At 61.5% G+C, this 20084-nt stretch carries 12 protein-coding genes and 1 pseudogene; 7 read left to right on the top strand and 6 right to left on the bottom strand.

The window, feature by feature from the left end:
• Nucleotides 1-73: 73 nt before the first annotated feature.
• Complete coding sequence (locus tag ACJU26_RS11700) at nt 74-484, bottom strand: hypothetical protein (protein WP_414039823.1); 411 nt, start codon at nt 482-484, stop codon at nt 74-76.
• Between the two features lie 166 nt (nt 485-650).
• On the opposite strand from ACJU26_RS11700, the pseudogene ACJU26_RS11695 reads away from it, so the two are divergent.
• The 3 genes and pseudogenes from ACJU26_RS11695 to ACJU26_RS11685 all read left to right on the top strand — a co-directional run bounded on the left by ACJU26_RS11695 (nt 651) and on the right by ACJU26_RS11685 (nt 5790).
• Nucleotides 651-1030, top strand: a pseudogene (locus ACJU26_RS11695) (HAD family hydrolase).
• A complete protein-coding gene (locus ACJU26_RS11690) occupies nt 1027-3402 on the top strand; it encodes a sucrose synthase (protein ID WP_414039822.1) in 2376 nt (791 codons plus the stop codon). Before ACJU26_RS11695 ends, ACJU26_RS11690 begins: the two are co-directional and overlap by 4 nt.
• Nucleotides 3403-3882: 480 nt before the next feature.
• Nucleotides 3883-5790, top strand: coding sequence for a penicillin-binding transpeptidase domain-containing protein (locus ACJU26_RS11685; protein WP_414039821.1), 1908 nt, complete (start codon nt 3883-3885; stop codon nt 5788-5790).
• Between the two features lie 332 nt (nt 5791-6122).
• Here the strand turns inward: ACJU26_RS11685 and ppsA are convergent, their stop codons facing one another.
• Both ppsA and ACJU26_RS11675 read right to left on the bottom strand, forming a co-directional pair.
• Nucleotides 6123-8525, bottom strand: a complete 2403-nt coding sequence (ppsA, locus tag ACJU26_RS11680) for a phosphoenolpyruvate synthase (RefSeq protein ID WP_414039820.1) — start codon at nt 8523-8525, stop codon at nt 6123-6125.
• On the bottom strand, nt 8522-9409 hold the full coding sequence (locus tag ACJU26_RS11675; protein WP_414039819.1) for a prenyltransferase/squalene oxidase repeat-containing protein: 888 nt from the start codon (nt 9407-9409) through the stop codon (nt 8522-8524). Before ACJU26_RS11675 ends, ppsA begins: the two co-directional genes overlap by 4 nt.
• A gap of 349 nt (nt 9410-9758) precedes the next feature.
• On the opposite strand from ACJU26_RS11675, the gene ACJU26_RS11670 reads away from it, so the two are divergent.
• The 4 genes from ACJU26_RS11670 (at nt 9759) to ACJU26_RS11655 (ending at nt 13498) form a co-directional block, all read left to right on the top strand.
• Nucleotides 9759-9932 (top strand): hypothetical protein, encoded by a 174-nt coding sequence (locus ACJU26_RS11670; RefSeq protein ID WP_414039818.1) that lies wholly within the window; start codon nt 9759-9761, stop codon nt 9930-9932.
• Between the two features lie 163 nt (nt 9933-10095).
• Complete coding sequence (locus tag ACJU26_RS11665) at nt 10096-10521, top strand: universal stress protein (protein ID WP_414039817.1); 426 nt, start codon at nt 10096-10098, stop codon at nt 10519-10521.
• A gap of 53 nt (nt 10522-10574) precedes the next feature.
• Complete coding sequence (locus ACJU26_RS11660) at nt 10575-12077, top strand: DHA2 family efflux MFS transporter permease subunit (RefSeq protein WP_414039816.1); 1503 nt, start codon at nt 10575-10577, stop codon at nt 12075-12077.
• Between the two features lie 422 nt (nt 12078-12499).
• The gene (locus ACJU26_RS11655; protein WP_414039815.1) at nt 12500-13498 is read left to right on the top strand and encodes an aldo/keto reductase; all 999 of its coding nucleotides are present in this window, start codon (nt 12500-12502) and stop codon (nt 13496-13498) included.
• Between the two features lie 185 nt (nt 13499-13683).
• Here ACJU26_RS11655 and ACJU26_RS11650 read toward each other — a convergent pair whose 3' ends face one another.
• The 3 genes from ACJU26_RS11650 to treZ all read right to left on the bottom strand — a co-directional run bounded on the left by ACJU26_RS11650 (nt 13684) and on the right by treZ (nt 20073).
• A complete protein-coding gene (locus tag ACJU26_RS11650; RefSeq protein ID WP_414039814.1) occupies nt 13684-15072 on the bottom strand; it encodes a nicotinate phosphoribosyltransferase in 1389 nt (462 codons plus the stop codon).
• 220 nt (nt 15073-15292) lie between these two features.
• Complete coding sequence (gene treY, locus ACJU26_RS11645) at nt 15293-18211, bottom strand: malto-oligosyltrehalose synthase (protein WP_414039813.1); 2919 nt, start codon at nt 18209-18211, stop codon at nt 15293-15295.
• Nucleotides 18208-20073, bottom strand: a complete 1866-nt coding sequence (gene treZ / locus ACJU26_RS11640) for a malto-oligosyltrehalose trehalohydrolase (RefSeq protein WP_414039812.1) — start codon at nt 20071-20073, stop codon at nt 18208-18210. The genes treY and treZ overlap by 4 nt, the downstream gene beginning before the upstream one ends.
• Between the last annotated feature and the right edge of the window lie 11 nt (nt 20074-20084).

Raw genomic sequence — 20084 nt, 5'->3', positions numbered from 1 at the left:
AAAAATTCACGCACAAATAATCCCGCGGGTTGCCACTGGAGCACAAACTGCCTATAATTTGCGTGAATTATTTTTAATATTGCATGAAAATAGTCGCTTGCTCGGCCTTTTCCGTAAGAAACCACGTGGCTCCGACTATTTCATCCGCCTCTGGCACTAAATCTTTTTTATCAACCTCAAAAATCGCCGCTGCCAAAGAACAGCCGTAAAAGTGTACTTTACCGGTACCCTTCAAGGCCTTTACAATTTCGTACAAATCAGTGGGCAGCCCTGCCTTGGCCACGTTTTCCTTGATTTTTTCCAAAGAAGCATCCTGATGATCCAATTTTGTTTTTATTCCATCCTTAGATAAGAGTTTCACTGCCCAGTTGACGCACAAGATATCTACCTGATCGTAGATCGCTGTACCTAAATAAGCAAATGCCAAACCCGTCAGGATTAAATCGTAAGCATCTTTCTGAATGATGATAGCCATGGTTTTCATGATAACACCTCCTAATAAATAATAGGCATAGAACATTTCCTTTGTGCGGTCAGTACCCTGATGGTGTGTTGCCAACTCGGCGAACGCCTCTCTGGCTGCCAGTGCCACATTAAGGCATAGACCAAAGAATGGGCGGTTTCAAGCTTGAAGAGATGTTGCCCAGGGGATGATCGCTGGGCCGGGCATCTTCCCTTGTATCTGCTGCCCAGGGTCAAGTGCCCTGCACCAGTTGGTCGTGAATGTGGTCTATCCCCATGGGGGGTTTCTCGGTATCATTCCCGTTCGGGCCTCCAAAGACCACGGACTGCACTTTCTGGCCTTCAAGTGGGGAGTCCTCTGGGGGCCTTCCTGGTGGCGGGGGATTCGGGCAATGACCGGGAAATGATGCGGGGAGTGACGCTGGGCGTGATCATCGTCAATCACAGCCCGGGGCTGGTCCATCTGCGCGGTGCCCCTCGCGTCTATTTTGCGGCCGCCGGTCATGCCCATGGGATTCTGGAGGAGATTGCCCACTCCGGGTTTGGAGAGGGGAAGGAGGAGAAATGATCGAGGTTATTCGCCGCTTTCTCGCCGAGCGACGGCAACTGGCGTATGGACTGTTGCGGAGCCTGGCGGGGCAGGGTCGGGTTTTCCTTTTGCAGACGGATCTGCAGCGGGGGTTCGACGAGTTCTGCCAACGGGAACACTGCGCGGTCCTGGCCAGGCAGGTGGAGATACAGGCCTTTTTCCGTCAGGTGCAGGAGGCCACCTTCGCCGACGGCCGGATCTATTTCGCCCTCCGCCTGGGGCCGGGACGCTGGTCTTATCTGCGCATCCATCTGGAGCAACTGAGCCTCGACGAGGTGGGCGTGGAGGATTACCTGCACTTCAGGGAGCAATGCGTGTACCCCGATCTGCACGAGCCCGTGCTCACCGTGGATTTCGGTCCCTTCAACCGGGGCCAGTTCCGGCTGCGGGACGAGGAATCCATCGGCCAGGGACTCATCTACATGAATCGCCAACTGGCGGGCCACCTGTTCAACAATCTGGAAGACGGCGGGCGTCGCCTGCTGAACTTTCTGACCCTGCACAAGCTCGACGGCCAACCCCTCATGCTGCTGGGTGCCCCGCCGGATTACGAGGGCTTGCGCCAGGCCGTGCAAACCCTGCGCCGCATGCCCGCCGATACCCCCTGGGCCAGCATCGCCGGCGACCTGGCGCGGCTGGGATTTGCGCCGGGTTGGGGAAACACGGCGGGGCGGGCGCGGGAGACCATACGGATGCTGATGGACATCCTGGAGGCCCCGTCGCCGGAGATCTTTTCCGCCTTTCTCGACCGCATCCCCATGATCTCGCGGGTGCTCATCGTCTCCGTCCACGGCTGGTTCGCCCAGGATCGCGTACTCGGGCGGCCCGATACGGGCGGCCAGGTGGTCTACATCCTGGACCAGGTCCGGGCCCTGGAGCGGGAGATGAAGCAACGGCTCATGGAGCAGGGGGTGGAGGATATCGTGCCGCGCGTCCTCATCGCCACCCGCCTCATCCCGGAGGCGGAAGGCACCACCTGCGGCGAGCGGCTGGAGGCGGTCAACGGCACGAAGAATGTCCAGATACTGCGCGTCCCCTTCCGGCGCGAGAGCGGCGAGATCCTGCCCCACTGGGTCTCGCGTTTCGAGCTTTGGCCTTATCTCGAACGCTATGCCGGAGACCTGGAACGGGAAGTCCTGGCCGAGTTCGGCGGCACCCCGGACCTCATCGTCGGCAATTACTCGGACGGCAATCTGGTCGCCTCCATCCTGAGCAACCGGCTGGGCGTCACCCAGTGTAACATCGCCCACGCCCTGGAAAAGACCAAGTATCTCCTGTCCGACCTGTACTGGCGGGACCACGAGGCGGAGCACCACTTCGCCTGCCAGTACACCGCCGACCTCATCGGCATGAACACCGCCGACATCATCATTACCAGCACCTACCAGGAGATCGCCGGTACCCCGACGAGCATCGGTCAGTACGAGAGTCATCAGGCCTACACCTTGCCAGGGCTGTATCGGGTGCTGAACGGTATGGACGTCTATGACCCCAAGTTCAACATCGTTTCCCCCGGCGCCGATCCGGATTATTACTTCCCTTATACCGACGAGGGCAGGCGTCTGCGCTTTCTGCACGATGAGATGGAGGCCCTGCTGTTCGGGGTGGATACGGGGGCGGACCGGCGCGGGGTTCTGCGGGATCCCCATAAACCCGTCATTTTCAGCATGGCGCGCCTGGACCGGATCAAGAATCTCACGGGGCTGGCCGAATGCTTCGGGGCCTCGGAACGCCTGCGCGGCCTCGCCAACCTGGTGATCGTCGCCGGTCATGTGGACCCGGAGCACTCCGTCGATCTCGAAGAGCGACAGGAGATCGAGCGCATGCACGCCATCATGGACCGTTATGGCCTGGATGGGGAAATGCGGTGGATCGGCATGCTCCTGGACAAGAATTTCGCCGGCGAGCTCTACCGCTTCATCGCCGATCAGCGGGGGGTCTTCGTCCAGCCGGCCCTCTTCGAGGCCTTCGGGCTCACCATCATCGAGGCCATGAGTTGCGGGCTGCCGGTTTTCGCCACCCGTTTCGGCGGCCCCCTGGAGATCATCGAAGAGGGGGTGTCCGGGTTCCATATCGATCCCAACGACGGCCGGGGGATGGCGGAACGGATCGCCGACTTCCTCCAGCCGGAGCAAGGGAATGCCTGGGAAGCCGTGTCCCAGGCCGCCCTGGAGCGCGTGGCTCAACACTACACCTGGAGCCGGTATGCGAGCCGCATGATGACCCTGGCGCGCATCTATGGTTTTTGGAGATACGTGCAGCGCATGGACCGGGAGGAATCCCAGCGTTATCTGGAGATGTTCCACCATCTCCAGTGGCGGCCCCTGGCTCAGGCCGTTCCCAAGGTTTGAGAGGGCTTCCGGCGGCTTCTTTTTCGCGGAAGTCTCCGGTGCTTGAAGCAGTGAATTCCGTTCGCCATTTCGAAGATTTCCACTGGGGTTCACGCCCCACGCTGGGCAGCAATATTTGCTTGGACCATCCCGCTCCGAAGGACCAGTAGATCGTTGCATTAAGAGGATTCCCTATCATACGGCCTCCAGGTCGCACTTCTTTCAGTGGAAAACGACCGGGGCGGGGTTCTCTATCCTCTTGCAGGCACCTTGTAATCCATTTCTTGCTGAAGTTGCGGCAAGGTGCGTGAATGGAACTTTCCCAAAGCTTACATATCATATTAGGCTTATGCAGCGAGATATTCTTGATGACCCTCGTTTCGGCAGTAGGCTGGCAGCTTTTCAGGCCACAACCATAGCGTGTCTTCCACGCCTGCTGGCCTTGAAGGGTTATTCATTTTTTCAGGTAAAACGATTGCTTGTCCGTGAACGGTATACCCCATGAACAGACCGGTGAAATATCTTCCGGCGGGACGCGCGCGTCTAGTGATTGTGGTCTTGCTGCTGACTTTTGCGGTCATGCTGCCGCGCGACATTTATCTGCAGCTGCTGGACCAGTCCACTTTGCGCCAGCAAGGGCAGATGCGTTATCTGCGTTCCGTACCTTTACCCGCCAGCCGGGGAATCATCACCGCCCGTAACGGTCAACCCCTGGCGGTGAATGTGCATGCGGTGACCATCTGGGCTGACCCGGCCATTCTGGAGAAACACCGTGCCCAGTGGGCGGCGCTCAGTCATGCGCTGCATCTTTCTCGTGCGGGTTTTGCCCGGCGGGTGGCCAGCGGCGGGGCCGATTATGCCTATATCGAACGTCAGGTTGCCCCGACCATTGGCGCAGCGTTGCAAAAGCTGCAGGTACCGGGGATTTATGTGCGGAATACCAGTAGAACCTATTATCCGCTGGGGGCGGTGACGACCCCCTTGCTGGGACTGGTGGACGAATCCCATCAGGGGGCTTCGGGTCTGGAGCGGGGATACAATGCCTGGCTCAGGGCGCGCCCTGGCCGGGAGTTGGCGCTGGTGGATGGGCACGGACAAATTGTGCATGTGGCCAAGGTGCAACGACTGGCCCATTTTGGGCATGCCTTGCGGCTGACGATCAACCCTCAGATGCAGTATTGGGCTTATATTACCCTGGCGCGTTCGCTGCATCATTTTCATGCCAAGGATGGCTCGGCGGTGATCATGAATGTCCATACCGGGCAGATCCTGGCCATGGCCAGTGCTCCCAGTTGCAATCCCAACGCCTTGGGTTCCTGTACGAATCCCGCCGATTATACCAATAATGCCGTGCATCAGGCCTTTGAGCCGGGTTCTGTCATGAAACCCTTTGTGGTGGCGGCGGCACTGGCCAGTCACAGTGTGCAGCCAGACGCCCGCTTCAACGTGTTTCATCCCCTGATGGTGGATGGTTATGCCATTACCGACGATGTCCGCCATCACATTCTGAGCATTGAAAAAATCCTCAAATATTCCAGTTGCATCGGGGCCTCCAAAATTGCCCTCAAGACTCCGGAGCAGATCATTTACCACATGTATCGCAGCGCCGGATTCGGGCGCAAGCCGGATCTGGGTTTTGTGGACGCCACGGCGGGCGTGCTGCCGGACTGGCGGAACTGGAGTCTGGCCCGGCATGCCACCATTGCCTTGGGTTACGGAGTCAGTGTCACCACTCTGCAATTAGCCGATGCTTATGCGGCATTTGCCAATGGCGGTTATCATTTGCGTCCAGAATTGGTGATGGGACAAGCGCCCGTAGCCACCAGAATCATGCCCGCCTGGGTGGCGAGAAAACTCCGGGTCTGGTTGCAAAGCGTGGCCGAACCGGGAGGCACCGGGATATTGGCCGCCATTGACGGCTATCATGTGGCGGGCAAGACGGGTACGGCCGATATGGCCAATGGTCACGGCGGATTTTATGGGCACACCACCAATGCCACCTTTGTGGGTTTCGCCCCCGGCAATCATCCCCAACTGGTCATGGCCGTTTCCTTGCGCGGTAGTCATATCCAGTGGAATTTTGGAGGGATTGAAGCAGCGCCCGTATTTCGGGTGACCATGCGCCATGCCTTGCAGGAAATGGATGTAGCGCCCGCCTGTCAGCATGGGCCCATCATGCGCATTACCATTCAACGGGGGGAAAATCTCGCAGAAATTGCCCGTCAGTATCATAGTTCAGTCGCCCATCTGATGGATATCAATCAACTGCGTAACCCGCAAGATATTGACTCGGGGACCTTGCTGAAGGTGCCCACTCCCAAAGGGGGTAAAAATATCTGTCGTTTTGCGGCGCCGCTGGTTTCCCGAGCCCAGGCGGAAATCTGGAGTGAAGGTGGGGGTGGGGCGTGAATTTCCATAAGAAAGGGCAACCCACCAATAATTAAAGCGTCTTGGTGACGATGGATTGTCCGCTTTTTGATGCGCGCTGTGTCTTTGTATTGGCAATGCCTACAAGACGGAACGCCGGGTTGCCGCGCGCTGGAGGGAAGTGGATACGCTTTCACAGCAAGGCATTGAACGCCATGTGAACATGATGACCTGTGACAAGCTCGACCTGGAGCGCGGGTCGAGCCAAATTCTGCGGATCACGGTATCCCCCATAATGGCTTCTGCGTTCAGCGCACAGGCTGGACCATGTTGACGGGGGATGCCGTCCCCCTTCATACCGAATGGTATCGGGTTTACTGGCTTTTACTGCGTCCCAGCCGCTTTTCCACCTCCAAAATATGTTGGGTGCTGGCTAGGACTGAGTCAGGGTTCAGACTGATACTGTCGATTCCCAGCTCCACCAGATACTCGGCCATTTCCGGATAGTCCGAGGGAGCCTGGCCGCAGAGCCCGGAGTGGATGCGGTTGCGCCGGCAGCCCTGCACCGCCAGACGGATCATTTCCTTGACCCCATCGTCGCGCTCGTCATAGTCGAAGGCGACGATTTCGCTATCGCGATCAACCCCCAGGGTGAGCTGGGTGAGGTCATTGGAGCCAATGGAAAAGCCATCGAAGCGCTGGGCGAACTGGTCAATGAGAATGATGTTATTGGGAATCTCACACATGGCATAAATCTGCAGTCCCTTGTCGCCGCGTTTCAGGCCATATTCGGCCATCTTGGCCAGCACATCGTCGGCCTCGGCCAGGCGACGCACAAAGGGGAGCATCAGGATGACATTGCTCAGGCCCATGTCCTCGCGGACCCGTTTCATGGCCAGACATTCGAGCCGAAAACCTTCGGCATAAGCCGGATGGGCATAACGGGAGGCCCCCCGAAAGCCCAGCATGGGATTGGACTCGACAGGCTCGAAGGCTGTGCCGCCCAAAAGGCTGGCGTATTCATTGGATTTGAAGTCGGACATCCGCACGACTACCGGCTTGGGCCAGAAGGCTGCGGCAATGGTGCCAATCCCTTCGGAAAGGCGTTGGATGAAAAATGCTTCCCCATTGGCGTAACCGCGCAGCAGCCGTTGAATACTCCGGCGCTCCTCGGGATCGCTGACTTTATCGGAGTGGAGCAGGGCCAGGGGATGAGCCTTGATGTACTCACTGATGATGAACTCCATCCGCGCCAGACCGATGCCATCATTGGGCAGGAAGGAGGTCTTGAAGGCGAGTTCGGGATTGCCCAGATTGATCATGACGGCGGTGGCTGGACGCGGGAGGTTGCCGAGTTCGACGCGCTCTACATGGAAGGGGATTTCGCCCGCATAAATGCGCCCCGTGTCACCTTCGGCGCAGGATACGGTCACGGCATCGCCGCTGGCAATGGTGCTGGTGGCTTCGCCGGTACCCACCACAGCAGGGATGCCGAGTTCGCGGGCGATGATGGCGGCGTGGCAGGTGCGTCCGCCGCGGTTGGTGACAATGGCCGAAGCCGTTTTCATGACGGGTTCCCAGTCGGGGGTGGTGGTATCGGCGACCAGCACTTCGCCGGGTTTGAATTCGGCCAGATGGGCCAGGTCGGAAATGATGTGGGCGCGACCGGCGGCGATCTTTTCCCCCACCGAGCGGCCGGTGACCAGGACCTGGCCCTTGCCATCGAGGACGTGGGTCTCCAGGACGCTCGTCTGGCGTTGGGAGGCGACGGTTTCCGGCCGGGCCTGGACGATGTAGAGCTGACCGTCGAGGCCGTCCTTGGCCCATTCGATGTCCATGGGGTGGCCATAGTGCTTCTCGATGGCCAGGGCGTAGTCGGCCAGTTGCAGGACGTCGTCATCGCTCAGGCAATAGCGCTCACGGTCGTGCTGGGGAGTGGGGATGTTGCGGGTGGTCTGGCGGGTTTCGCCCTCCACATAGACCATTTTGATCGCCTTGCTGCCCAGACTGCGGCGCAGTACGGTGCGATGGCCAGCGGCAAAGGTGGGTTTGTGGACATAGAACTCGTCGGGATCCACGGCGCCCTGGACCACATTTTCGCCCAGGCCATAGGACGCCGTGATGAATACCGCGTCACGAAAGCCCGATTCGGTGTCCAGGGAGAACAGAACGCCCGCGGCGGCAAGGTCGGAGCGTACCATCTTCATGACGCCGATGGACAAAGCCACCTTGAAGTGGTCGAAGCCTTGGTCGACGCGATAATGGATGGCGCGGTCGGTGAACAGACTGGCAAAATCGCGACGGCAGGCATCCAGCAGACTTACGTCGCCATGGATGTTGAGGTAGGTATCCTGTTGTCCGGCAAAACTCGCCGTGGGCAGGTCCTCGGCGGTGGCGGAGCTGCGCACGGCAAGGCTCAAGCTGTCCCCATATTCCTGTTGCAGGACGCGATAGGCGGACAGGATTTCGGCGGCGAGATCCTTGGGCAAGCCCGCACCGTAGATGATTTCCCGAGCCTCCTTGCCCCGTCGGGCCAGATCGGCCACGTCGTCGGGGTCGAGATCGTCCAGGGCGTGATGCAGTGCCTCCCAGGCCCCGGCCTCGTCGAGCATGTGGGTATAGGCCTGGGCGGTAATGGCGAAGCCATTGGGGATGCGCACCCCCTCCGCCGACAGTTTGCGATACATCTCGCCCAGGGAGGCATTCTTGCCGCCGACCAAGGGCACGTCTTCGATACCGAGTTCGTTGAAGAAGCGGATGTATTGGTATTCACTCATGATAAATCTCCTGTCAGTCGAGATAATGACTCGACAGCGCAAAGTGCTTGCCGAGTGTCTTGCAGAGTGGCGAGGGCGCGATGACGCGCCCCAAATCCCCCCGATGGATGTTGCATCAAGTATAGTTGGGTGGCGATGGCACGGGGGTGGCGCGGGTGCAGGTCAAGGCTCAGCGCAATGTCGAGCCCGCTGCGCAGGGTGGCGGCCGTGGTCTGCCCAGCCGTCGGGGTCATCCGCAGACCCAGTATCGGGTCTTCGCAAAGGTGCCACCAGTCAGACACGGACGAAACATTGGGTAGCGGCCAATGGGCCATGTTTGCCAAGGCTAGTGCCGTAGAAGTGCTTTCCAGATCGGGACCATCAATGCTCCAGACACCACTTGGATCACGCGCCTGGGCAAGGATCACGGACAAGGCATTCCCCTCGTCGACCAGCAATTGGGGCAAGTAGTGCTGGACAAGTTGAAGTAACTGATGCAGGCCGACCAAGGCGCCTTCCCAGGCTCGGTTGCTTTTGCGTTTCACTCTATGTGCCCACTGCCCACGCAGCCAGGACGACGGATCATGCCGGGGAGTGCCATTGAGCAAAGCAAGGGCGGCATCTGCCGCTGAGGCAATAGTGAGGGTCGGCCAACTGCCGTTCCCGTTTTGCAGGCTTTGTAGCCAGGCAACGCTTTGCTCGGCATCCTGGGCTGGCTCACCCAGTAAACGAAGGGCATCCAGTGCGGCGAAGGTATCCGGTGCGCTGGGCTCCTCAACGCCCCATTCCGGGGTGCGATAAAAGGAGTACCCCCCTTGGGGACAGCGGCGGCCGCGGATATAGTGAATGGCGGCGCCACGGTCGATGGCAACGCCCCCATGCCCCGCCGCTTGGTGGCTATTCATGCCCCAACCCCCTTCAAAACGGTCTAAGCTTTCAACTCCCATTGGCTTATATTCAGAAGCTGATATGCTATTCAGCGTAGTTCATGAAGTGGAGAACGGCAAATCTAGGACTTGCCGGCCGCAAGTGATTCCTTCACTAAAAACCCGGGATTGCTAAGGGGGAGCCACAAAAACCAGAAAAATCGGGCCACGGCGACTTGCGCACCAGATCGCACTATTCAACCGCAGATTTTGGGGTTTTGCACTACACTGGATGTAGGATTTTTATCCATCATGTGCCGTGCCTGCACAGCAGGAGAGGTGATAGGTGTTGTCTGGTTATCGGTTATTTCAATAAGGAGATTTTATCGTGACACTCGAGCGAAACGATATAGCTTTCCAGATTTTTATTAAGTTACTGGAAAATGAACAATTATCACTTTTCTTTCTCCGTGATGAAATGGAGAAAATCGATCGCATCATAGAGTTATCGTACAAGGCTTCTGATGCATTCATTAAAAAATCTGAAGCAGAAATTGCTTAATCGCTCGCGGATTGTTGAGCGCAAGTTCTATGCCATGAAATCTCGTCCATAAAAAGCGCGCATGTTAAGCCCCATGATGTTGATGGCAATAATCATGGGGTGTGGATCGCAAGGTGGAGGCGGGTATTCGTTGTCATACTCCCCTATAAAAGGAGGTCAACCCATGTTTGCACATATTTTGCTCGCTGCAGATGGTAGTGCAGCTTCGGCTTCGGCAGAAGCGACCGCTATTCAACTTGCCAAAGAACAAGATGCTGAATTAAGAATTGTACATGTCGTTGATATATTTGGGCAATATTTTGCCACGCCGGAATCTATCGATTTTCTCATGGCTGCAGGTCAGGAAATTCTTGACCATCTGCTCGCCCGCGCCACCGCGGCCGGTTTACGGACGCAAACAAGGCTGCGGCAAACGGATGTCGGCGGACGTCGCGTCAGCGAACTTATTCTTGAAGAGGCCCATATCTGGCCAGCAGACTTGATCGTGATCGGCAGCCACGGACGACGGGGGCTGGACCATTTCCTCATGGGTAGCGTTGCTGAGAGTGTATGCCAGGGTGCAAGAACCAAAGTGCTTTTATCGCGATGAACATTTTTTAAGGCGATCATTCTGAACAGATACAAAGTTTGCACGATAAGCGCATGAGCACCGACTCCGCTTCCTCTGGAAATCCGCATGTTCTCGCTATTACCATTGCGGTAATGGCGTGCATTGTGATGAATGTTCTGGACATCACCATTGTCAATGTTGCCCTGCCTCACATGGAGGGCTCGCTGCATGCGAATGCCAACCAAATTACCTGGGCATTAACTACTTACATGCTGGCCATGGTCATTGTCACGCCATTGACCGGGTTGTTAGTCGAGCGTTTCGGGCAACGACAACTCATTTTATGGAGTGTCGCCGGGTTTCTGCTGTGTTCGATCATGAGTGGGCAATCCCACAGCCTCACAGAAATTGTGTTCTGGCGTTTTATGCAGGGTGCCCTGGGGGCCTCACTGGTGCCGGTGGGGCAAGCGATTCTGGTGGAAGCATACCCTCGGGAAAGACGTGGGATAGCCATGGCCACTTTAGGTATGGGTACGATGCTCGGCCCAATTGTCGGTCCGGTTCTCGGCGGTTATCTCACGGAACAGCTTTCCTGGCGCTGGTGTTTCTATGTCAATATACCGATCGGTATTATCGCCTTCAGCATGTTGCTGATTTATGTTCCTGCTTTTGGTAAAAGTGACTCGCCACGTCCCATAGATTGGTTGGGATTTCTCTGGATGACGATTGGGCTCGGGGCACTGCAGATGATGCTCAGTTTGGGCGATCAGGATGACTGGTTCAGTTCAGATTTCATCATCATTCTGCTTTTATTCGCGGGTGTCGGTATTTTCTTGTTTGTCATTCGTTCGCTCAGCACCCCCCATCCTTTGGTAAATTTACGGCTACTCAAGGACCGTTCATTAACACTGGGTAGCGCGGGTATAGGGTTATTCGGGCTGGCGCTTTATGGAACCATGGTCATTCTGCCCATTTATCTACAGGACTACATGGGCTATGAACCCCAAACAGCGGGTTTGGTCATGGCACCCCAAGGCATTGGCTCCTGGATCTCCATGTGGGTGGCAGGGCACCTGCTCAATCGGGGCTTCAACCCGCGTTTGATGATTATGTCAGGCATTTTTTTGGGGGCTACCGGCACTTGGTTGAGCCTCTTGTACAACCTGCAAATCAGTCCGGCCTGGGTTATCTGGCCAGGGGTCATCCGGGGGCTGGGTCTCGGCATGATTTCCATACCACTTTTTACGCTGGCCTTTACGACGCTCAGTAAGGCAGAAACTCCGGAGGGAAGCGGTATTTTCAACTTGATGCGTAACTTGGGCGGTTCCGTAGGCATTGCCATCATCTCCACCATTATGACCGAAGAGGCCCAGGAGGCTTGGAATCAGATGGGCGGTCACATCAATCCCTTCAACAGGGCACTCCCCCAGTATCTTGATGCCGCAGGTCTGACACAGGGAAAGCTGGCCTGGCAGGTATTGGGAAAGGTGCTGGTACAACACGCCGCAATGCGCGGCATTCTGGATGCTTTTACCTTTTTATTCTGGAGTTTTCTGGCAGTAATGATCATCGTGCTTCTGATGAAGAAAAAATAGTTTTTTCTCATTCCGCGCCATTCGACCGCTACCTGCGGGAGCACGTCAGCCAAGACATTCGCCGCCGGGTGTTCGCCTGCTTCGTGGCTTTGGCAGACGGGCCAGCGCATCGCGGACTACATTACAACCTGGCCTCGGCCAGCCTGCTGCTGGCCACGGTTCCGTGTTCTGGAAAACGGGGTCAGTGGCGCCAGGGGCCGCGCCATACCCGGTTCCGACGGGAAACACAGGACTGTTAGGCGACCTTCGATGTGCTACCCTTAAACTACTGTGAACAGGAACCGAATCTCAAAAGTCCCATGCCGTTGACGCTCCTTGCGTTGCGCCGTCGAGACTCGCCGCAAAGCGGAGCGATAGGGCAAGGGCGTTTGCGATAGATTCCTAATGTCAACCGCATGACCATGTCAAGGAGAAGCAATCCCATGGAATACGTCAAACTTCAGCACGCCGACCTGACCGTCCCGCGCATCGGCCTGGGCACCTGGGCCATCGGGGGCTGGATGTGGGGCGGCACCGATGAGCAACAGGCGATCGACACCATCGTCAGCGCGCTGGAACGCGGCATCCGCCTGATCGACACCGCCCCCGTCTACGGCTTCGGCCGCTCCGAAGAGATCGTCGGCAAGGCGCTGGCAAGATTCGGACGGCGCGACCAAGTCGTGCTCGCCACCAAGGTGGGCCTGGCCTGGGACCAACAGGGCAAGATCCGGCGCGACAGCTCGCCGGCGCGCATCCGTCAGGAGGTCGAGGATTCGCTGCGGCGGCTGGGGACGGACCATATCGACCTGTACCAGGTGCACTGGCCCGACGGCGCCGTTCCGATCGAGGAAACCGCCCGCACGCTCGACGAATTGCGCCGTGAGGGCAAGATCCGCGCGATCGGGGTGAGCAACTACAGCCCCGCGCAGATGGACGCCTTCCGCCGCGCCGCGCCGCTGGCCACCGATCAGCCGCCGTACAACCTGTTCGAGCGCGCCATCGAGGCCGACGTGCGGCCCTACTGCGTCGAGCACGGCATCGGCATCATCGCCTACGGCGCCCTGTGCCGCGGCCTGTTGTCCGGGCGCATGAGCGCGGAACGCCGCTTCGAAGGCGACGACCTGCGCAAGATCGACCCGAAGTTCCAGCAGCCGCGCTTCGGCCACTACCTCCAGGCCGTCGAACGCCTCGACCGCTACGCCCGGGAGCACCATGGCAAACGCGTCATCCACCTGGCCTTGCGCTGGTTGATCGACCAACCCGGAGTCGCCACGGCGCTGTGGGGTGCGCGGCGGGTCGAGCAGCTCGATCCTCTCGACGCAGTCATGGGCTGGTCGCTGACGGACGAGGACATGCGGGCCATCGACGCCATCCTCGCCGAGTGCATCACCGACCCGGTGGGCCCCGAATTCATGGCGCCGCCGGACAACGCCACGGCCTGATTAGGTTGCATCCGCCCGCGCGGGCGAGGTGAGGGTCCAGTACCGGAACCCGTGGCTTGAGCAAGGGACTTCTTGGCAAATTGTCCGGGTTGTCCTGTGCGTCCCGCGGCCATCGCGCCAGTGGTCGTGGATGTGGATGACCCTTGGCAGGGCGACGGGTTTGTTGTGCCGGGGCCTGCCGTTCATCATCGCTGGGCGGCGATCCGTTTTCCGATGCGGGCAGCGATTTCCGCTTGCCAGTCCTCGAGGCGCGGTGAGATCCGTACGGGGTAGGGCGGGGCCGGCGCCAGGTCTTTTAAGGGTCCGGGCAGTGCGGCAACGGCCGACTGGCAATAGTCCCGCGTCTCCGCCAAGGAGGGAAGAACATCCGGCAGGACCTGTCCCCCCCGCATTACCGGCCGTAGGAGCGCTTGACCGGACCCTTCCTCGCTGCGCAAGCCGATGCAGTCGCCCCCTGCCGGACCGTCCTTTCCCCCTTCCCGGAAAATCTGTTTGGCACCGGGCAGCCCGACTTTGTCCGCGGAGAGTTTCATGCGTCCTTCGCCCCCGTATTCCACCAGCTTATAGGCGCAGTCGAGGGCGGGCGCGTCCGCAGAGACATCCATCCGCGTGCCGACGCCGAAGCCGTCGATGGGGGCGTTGCGGGAGAGGAGGCGCTGGATTTCGTATTCGTCCAGATTGCCGCTGGCAAAGAGGATGAGTTGATCCAGGCCGGCGGCATCGAGGCGGGCCCGGGCGGTGCTGGATAAGCCCGCCAGATCGCCCGAATCCAGGCGAATGCCGCGGACCTGGAAGGCTTCGCCCAGTTCGTCCCGCAGGCGGATGACGGCCTCCACCCCGGCCATGGTAGCGAAGGTATCCACCAGGCAGATGGTGTGGGGATCGCTGCGCGCGAAGGCCCGGAAGGCGGTCAGGTCGTCGCCGAAGGCCTGGATGGCGCTGTGCGCCATGGTGCCGCGCAAAGGGATGTCGTAGCGCAGGCCCGCCAGCACGTGCGAGGTGCTCTCCACGCCGGCGATGAACGCCGCGCGGGCGAGCTTCAGGCCGGCATCCAGGCCGTGGGCGCGTCGGACGCCGAAATCAACCACCGGCCGCCCCTGCGCCGCCAGCACGACGCGGATGGCCTTGCTGGCGATGAGGGTTTGCAAATGGATCTGGTTCAGGACCAGGGTTTCGATGAACTGGGCTTCGGGCAGGGTGGCGTGGACCTGGAGCACCGGCTCCCGGGCGAAGCAGGGGGTGCCCTCCGCCAATGCCCAGACATCGCCAGCGAAGTGAAAGTGCTCCAGATAAGCCAGAAAAGCCGGGCGAAAGAGGCCGGTTTGCTCCAGGCGTTCCAGGATGCGCGGGGTGAAACGCAGGCGGGAGAGGTATTGGAGGACAGTGCCAAGCCCCGCGAACACGAGAAAGTTGCGGGATGGCGGCAGCGACCGGAAAAACATCTCAAAAACCGCCGGATGATTTTCGCCTTCTGCGAAGTAGGTCTGCAGCATGGTGAGCTCGTACAGGTCTGTGACGAGGCACAGTTCTTCCTCCGTCACCGGTCCCTCAGCCCAGGAGAACTCTCTACTCATGGCGTAACCTCCGCGATCGTCTTCGCCCTTTCATTATACCGGGCAAAGCAGCGAAATAGTTAGCCGCCGCCGCGCCGGGTTCCCGTGTGGTCAAGCCGATATTGCCGATCCGTGATACCGGATCCCCCAAGAGGGAGATACCCCTGCTGTCCGATGAGTTCATCCACCGGATCGAGACCATGCCCGAAAAGAATCCGGCCCGGAAATGCCGAGACGGCACCTACAGGACCAGGTGCGCCGGGAAGGCCGGCACCAGCAGGGCGATGGGGAAGGTGGCGAGTGCCTGGGCGAGGAGGAGGCGGGGCTTGTCTCCGGTGGCGTCGGGGCGCACCGTCTCGCCGGTGAACAGGTTTTCCCAGGCGCCGCTTGGATCGGGGAGTTCCACGGCCGTGTCGGTCCATACGGCTTCCCCTATGGGCAGGCGTTTTTCGTCGCCGAGCAGGGTGGCGAACCAGCGGGTGGCGATGGCGATCACCGTATGGCCGTCCGCCTGGCGGGCGAAGGCGACGACATGGTCGGCCTGGGTACCGGTGACGGCAAGGGGCAGGTAGGCGTCGCCGGCGAAGACCTCGGGGAACCGGTGCCGGGCCTCCAGGGTCCGCCAGGTGACGAAGAGCTTGGCGCGGCCGTCCTCCGGATGGTCGATCAGATCCTGCGCGAGGCGCGCTCCGTCCCGCCCGCGGGCGGCAGCCCGCAGCCGGCGCAGCAGGTCCCGGCGGCGGCGGTAGTCCACGGGGCGGCGGTTGTCCGGGTCGACGAGGCTGAAATCCCACAATTCGGTCCCCTGGTAGATGTCGGGCACGCCCGGCGCCGCAAGCTTCAAGAGCTGCTGGGACAGGCCATTCCACAGCCCGAAGCGGGCGACCCGGGCCTGGAAGGGGAGAAAATCGGTGAGGAAGGGGTTGCGGCCGGTGCGGTCGAGCAGGGCCATGACGAAGTAATCCAGCGCCTCTTCGTAGGCGAGGTTGGGGTTCAGCCAGGAGCTGTGGGTCTTGGCCTCCTTCGCTGCCTTGAGCATATAACGCAGGACCCGCTCACGGAGATCGTCGAAGGCGCGCTCGCCGGGGGGTTCGAGGGGCCAGACGCCGAGGAGGGTCTGGTAGAACAGGTACTCGTCATTGCGTCCCGGCGCCGGAACGCCGTCCACCATCCGCTTGTGCCGGCGGGCGAAGCGCGCCCAACGTCCCACCCTTTTCCGCCATTCGTCGGCGAGTTCGGAAAGGACGTCGATGCGGGCCCGCACGTCCTCGCTGCGTTTGCTGTCGTGGGTGGAGGTCGCCAGCATGGCCTGGGGCCATTTCTGGGCCCGTTCCTGGTTGGCGCGATGAAAGGCGGCCGGGGTGGTTCCGAAACGCCGCGGGTCACCGCCCACCTCGTTCAGGGACACCAGCCGGTGATAGCGGTAGAAGGCCGTGTCCTCCTGGGCCTTGGCCATGACCGGGGCCGTGTACTGCTGGAGTTTCATGGCGAGGCGGGCCGCCGGTTCGCGCCGCGCGGCCTCCGGCGCGCAGGTGCCTTCCAGCAGGATGCGGCGGATGAAGTCGAAGATGCTCACGTCCCCCGGGCTGCGTTTCTTCGCCTGCGCCACCGCCGCTTCCACGTGGCGGCGGTCGTCTTCGGAGACCCGGTTGGCGGCGATGTAGGTACGGTACACCGGGAAACAGGCCACGAGCATGGCCAGGGCGCCGCGGCAGCCGTTGCGGGTGAAGTCGCGGGTATGGCGGTCGCTTTGGGCGATCCCGTCGAGCAGGTCGGCGAGCATGGCGAGTTCCGAGGCGAGCTGGGCCTCCATGACCAGTTGCTTGCATTGCAAGAGCATTTCCGCGAAATCGCAGCGTTGCCCGACGAAGCGGGCATAAACGCGATCCAGGTCGCGCTGCGCCGCCGGGTTGACGAAAAGGCCGTTGACCGCGTTGGCGAAGTCGTAGCCGGTGGTTCCCTGCACCGGCCAGCCGTCCACCAGCCGTTCCGGACCGGTCAGGATCTTTTCCGCCACCAGGTAGAAATCGGGGACCGTGCCGCCGCCCGCTGCTCCGGCCCGCTCCACCAGCGCCGCCTGGATCTCGGTCCGCAGCCGCGTGAAATAACCGAGCGGGTCGTACAGGCCGTCGGCATGGTCGATGCGCAGGCCGTCCAGCCTGCCCTCGGCCACCAGCCGGAGCACCCGCTGGTGCGTCGCGGCGAACACCTCCCGCCGCTCCATGCGCAGGGCGGCGAGGTCGTTGATGTCGAAGAAGCGGCGATAGTTGATCTCGTCCGCAGCGACGCGCCAATAGGCGAGGCGGTAGGCCTGCCCTTCCAGGATCTCGTGGAGCCGGTCGAAGGTGGCCGCTTCGCCCGGCTCGCCGTTCAGGGATGCCACGTTCTCTTCGACGAAGGCCCCGATCAGGGGTTCGGCGGCGCACAGCTCCGCCAGGTGGCGCTTGTGGACCTCCTTGTCGCGCCTTCGCTCCTCCAGTTTGGCGGCGGTCGTCTCCCGGCGCAGGGGAAGATGGCTGAAGGCGGTGCTGAGGCTTTGGTATTCGGCCAGCCGGGGGTGGTCGGTCCCCAACCGCTCCCTCAGCCGTTCCAGCCCGTATTCCAGAATGGCGGGATAGGTGTGCGGGTCCAGCGGGAATCGGTGCTGCAGGTACCAGACGCTGAACTCCCCGCGCTGCGCGTCGAAGGCCAGATGCAACTCGCCGTCTTCGAGCAGGTCGCCGTAATAGCCGCCCAGCAAAGGGCTCAGGACCTTGCCGCGCAGCGTCTCCTCGTGGGGATGCCAGTCGATGTCGAAGAAATCCGCGTAGGGGGAGGACTGGCCGTTTTCCAGCAGATCCAGCCACCAGGCGTTGTCGTCGCCGCCCACGCCCATGTGGTTGGGTACGAAGTCCAGGATATGGCCCATGCCGTGGCGGGCGAGGGCGGTGACGAAGCGGCCGAAGCTCCGCTCGTCTCCGATCTCGGGGTTGAGGGCGTTGTGATCGACGATGTCGTAGCCGTGCGGACTGCCGCTGCGGGCCTTGAGGTAGGGGGATGTGTAGCAGTGGGACACGCCCAGCTCCTGCAGATAGGGCACGAGGGCCGCCCCGTCGTCGAAGGTGAAGCGGCGGTTGAACTGCAGCCGGTAGGTGGCGGTGGGAAGGGCGCGGGGGGTCATGGCCTTCCCCGGCCGAACAGCGCCGTTCCGTCCAGGTCCAGGCCGGCATCCCGGGGCGCGCACAGGAAGAAGGCGGCCGCCCACGGGGGGAGCAAACGCTCCGATCCCAACGCCCCCGGTGTGGCATAAAGCGGTCGTCCGGCGGGAAGGCGCGGCGCGGCGGTGGGCGCGGCGTCCAGATTGGCGACGGCTACCAGGACCATCCCATCGGCGAGGTGCCAGCGTGCCGCCACGCCGCCCGTGCCGAAACGGGCCGCCGCCGCCCCCTCCCCGGTGACCCCGGCCAGACGCGGCACCAGCTCGCGCCGGCGCAGGGCGAGCAGTTCGCGATGCAGGGCCAGCCAGGCTCGCTGCGTTTCCTGCTCGCTTTCGCGCCAGTCGAGCCGGGCGGAGCGGAAGGTCGCCGGGTCGCTGGGATCGGGGATGCGGGCGCGGCCGGCGGCGTCGGCGAAGTCCGCAAAGCGCGCGAATTCGCGCAGCCGGCCTTCGCGCACCTGTGGCGCGAGTTCGGGTCCCAGGTCGCAGAAGAAGGGGAAGGGGCGCCGGCTGCCCCACTCCTGGCCCATGAAGAGCAGGGGCGGGGCCGGCGCCAGCAACAGCAGCGCCGTCGCCGCTCGCAGGGCCTGCGGCGTGGCGAGGGTCGCCAGCCGCTCGCCGCAGGCCCGGTTGCCCACCTGGTCGTGGTTCTGGAGGAAGCCGACGAAGGCGGTGACGGGGAGAGCGGCGCTCGGCTCGCCGCGGGTCCGTCCCTGGTAGGCGGACCAGTCCCCCTGGAAGGCGAAGCCTTCGGCCAGGCAGCGGGCGAGGAGCCCATGGGGATCGTCGGCGAAGTCCCCGTAGTAGCCCCCCGTCTCACCGGTCAGGATGACGTGGAGGGCGTGGTGGAAATCATCGTTCCATTGGGCGGCGTATAGGCGCCGTGAACCCTTCGCGACCAGGTAGTGGGCGCTGTTGCGGTTGTCCTCCAGCATCAGGTGGACGTGGCGGTGCGGAAAGCGCCGGGCGACCGCCGCGCCCAGCTCCTCGACGATGTCCGGGTCCGAGTCGTCGCGGATGGTATGCACGGCGTCGAGGCGCAGGCCGTCCATGTGGAACTCTTCCAGCCAGTACAGGGCGTTGTGGATGAAAAACGCGCGCACCGTGCGGCTGCCGGGGCCATCGAAATTGATGGCCGCTCCCCAGGGGGTGTGGTGGCGGTCGGTGAAGAAGGCGGGGGCGTAATGGGACAGATAATTTCCCACGGGCCCGAAATGGTTGTACACGACGTCGAGAAACACCATCAGGCCGCGCCGGTGGGCTTCCTGCACCAGGCGTTTCAGGTCGTCGGGCGTGCCGTAGCGCCGATCGGGCGCGAAGGGCAGCGCCCCGTCGTAACCCCAGTCCCGCGCGCCGGGGAAGTCCGCCACGGGCATGAGCTCCAGGGCGGTGACGCCCAGCCCGGCCAGATGGTCCAGGCGTGCCGTGACCCCGGCGAAGGTGCCCTCGGGTGAAAAGCTGCCGGTATGCAGCTCGTAGATCGCGGCCTCTTCCCAGGGCCGCCCCCGCCAATGGCCGTCCTCCCAGGCAAAGGCGGCGGGGTCCACCAGCAGGCTCGGGCCCTGCACGTCGTCGAGCTGGGCACGGGATGCGGGGTCCGGGACGACGAGGTCGCCATCGATACGGTAGGCATAAGGGGTTCCCGGCGCCGCGGCCGTTGCCAGCGCGAACCAGCCGTCGGTCTCCGGCCGCATGGGTAGGCTGGGCCCGCCGCCAGGAGGCGAGAGCTGCAGTTCGACCCTTCGCGCCGCCGGCGCCCAGAGCCGGAACCGCCATCGCCCGTCGTCGAGGCGCTGGGCGCCGAAAGGCATGTCGTGGCGGCACATGGCCTTATCCT

Source organism: Acidithiobacillus sp. M4-SHS-6 (assembly GCF_047421495.1).
In the GTDB taxonomy this organism is placed as follows: domain Bacteria; phylum Pseudomonadota; class Gammaproteobacteria; order Acidithiobacillales; family Acidithiobacillaceae; genus Acidithiobacillus.
This window is presented reverse-complemented; position numbering and strand designations above follow the sequence as displayed.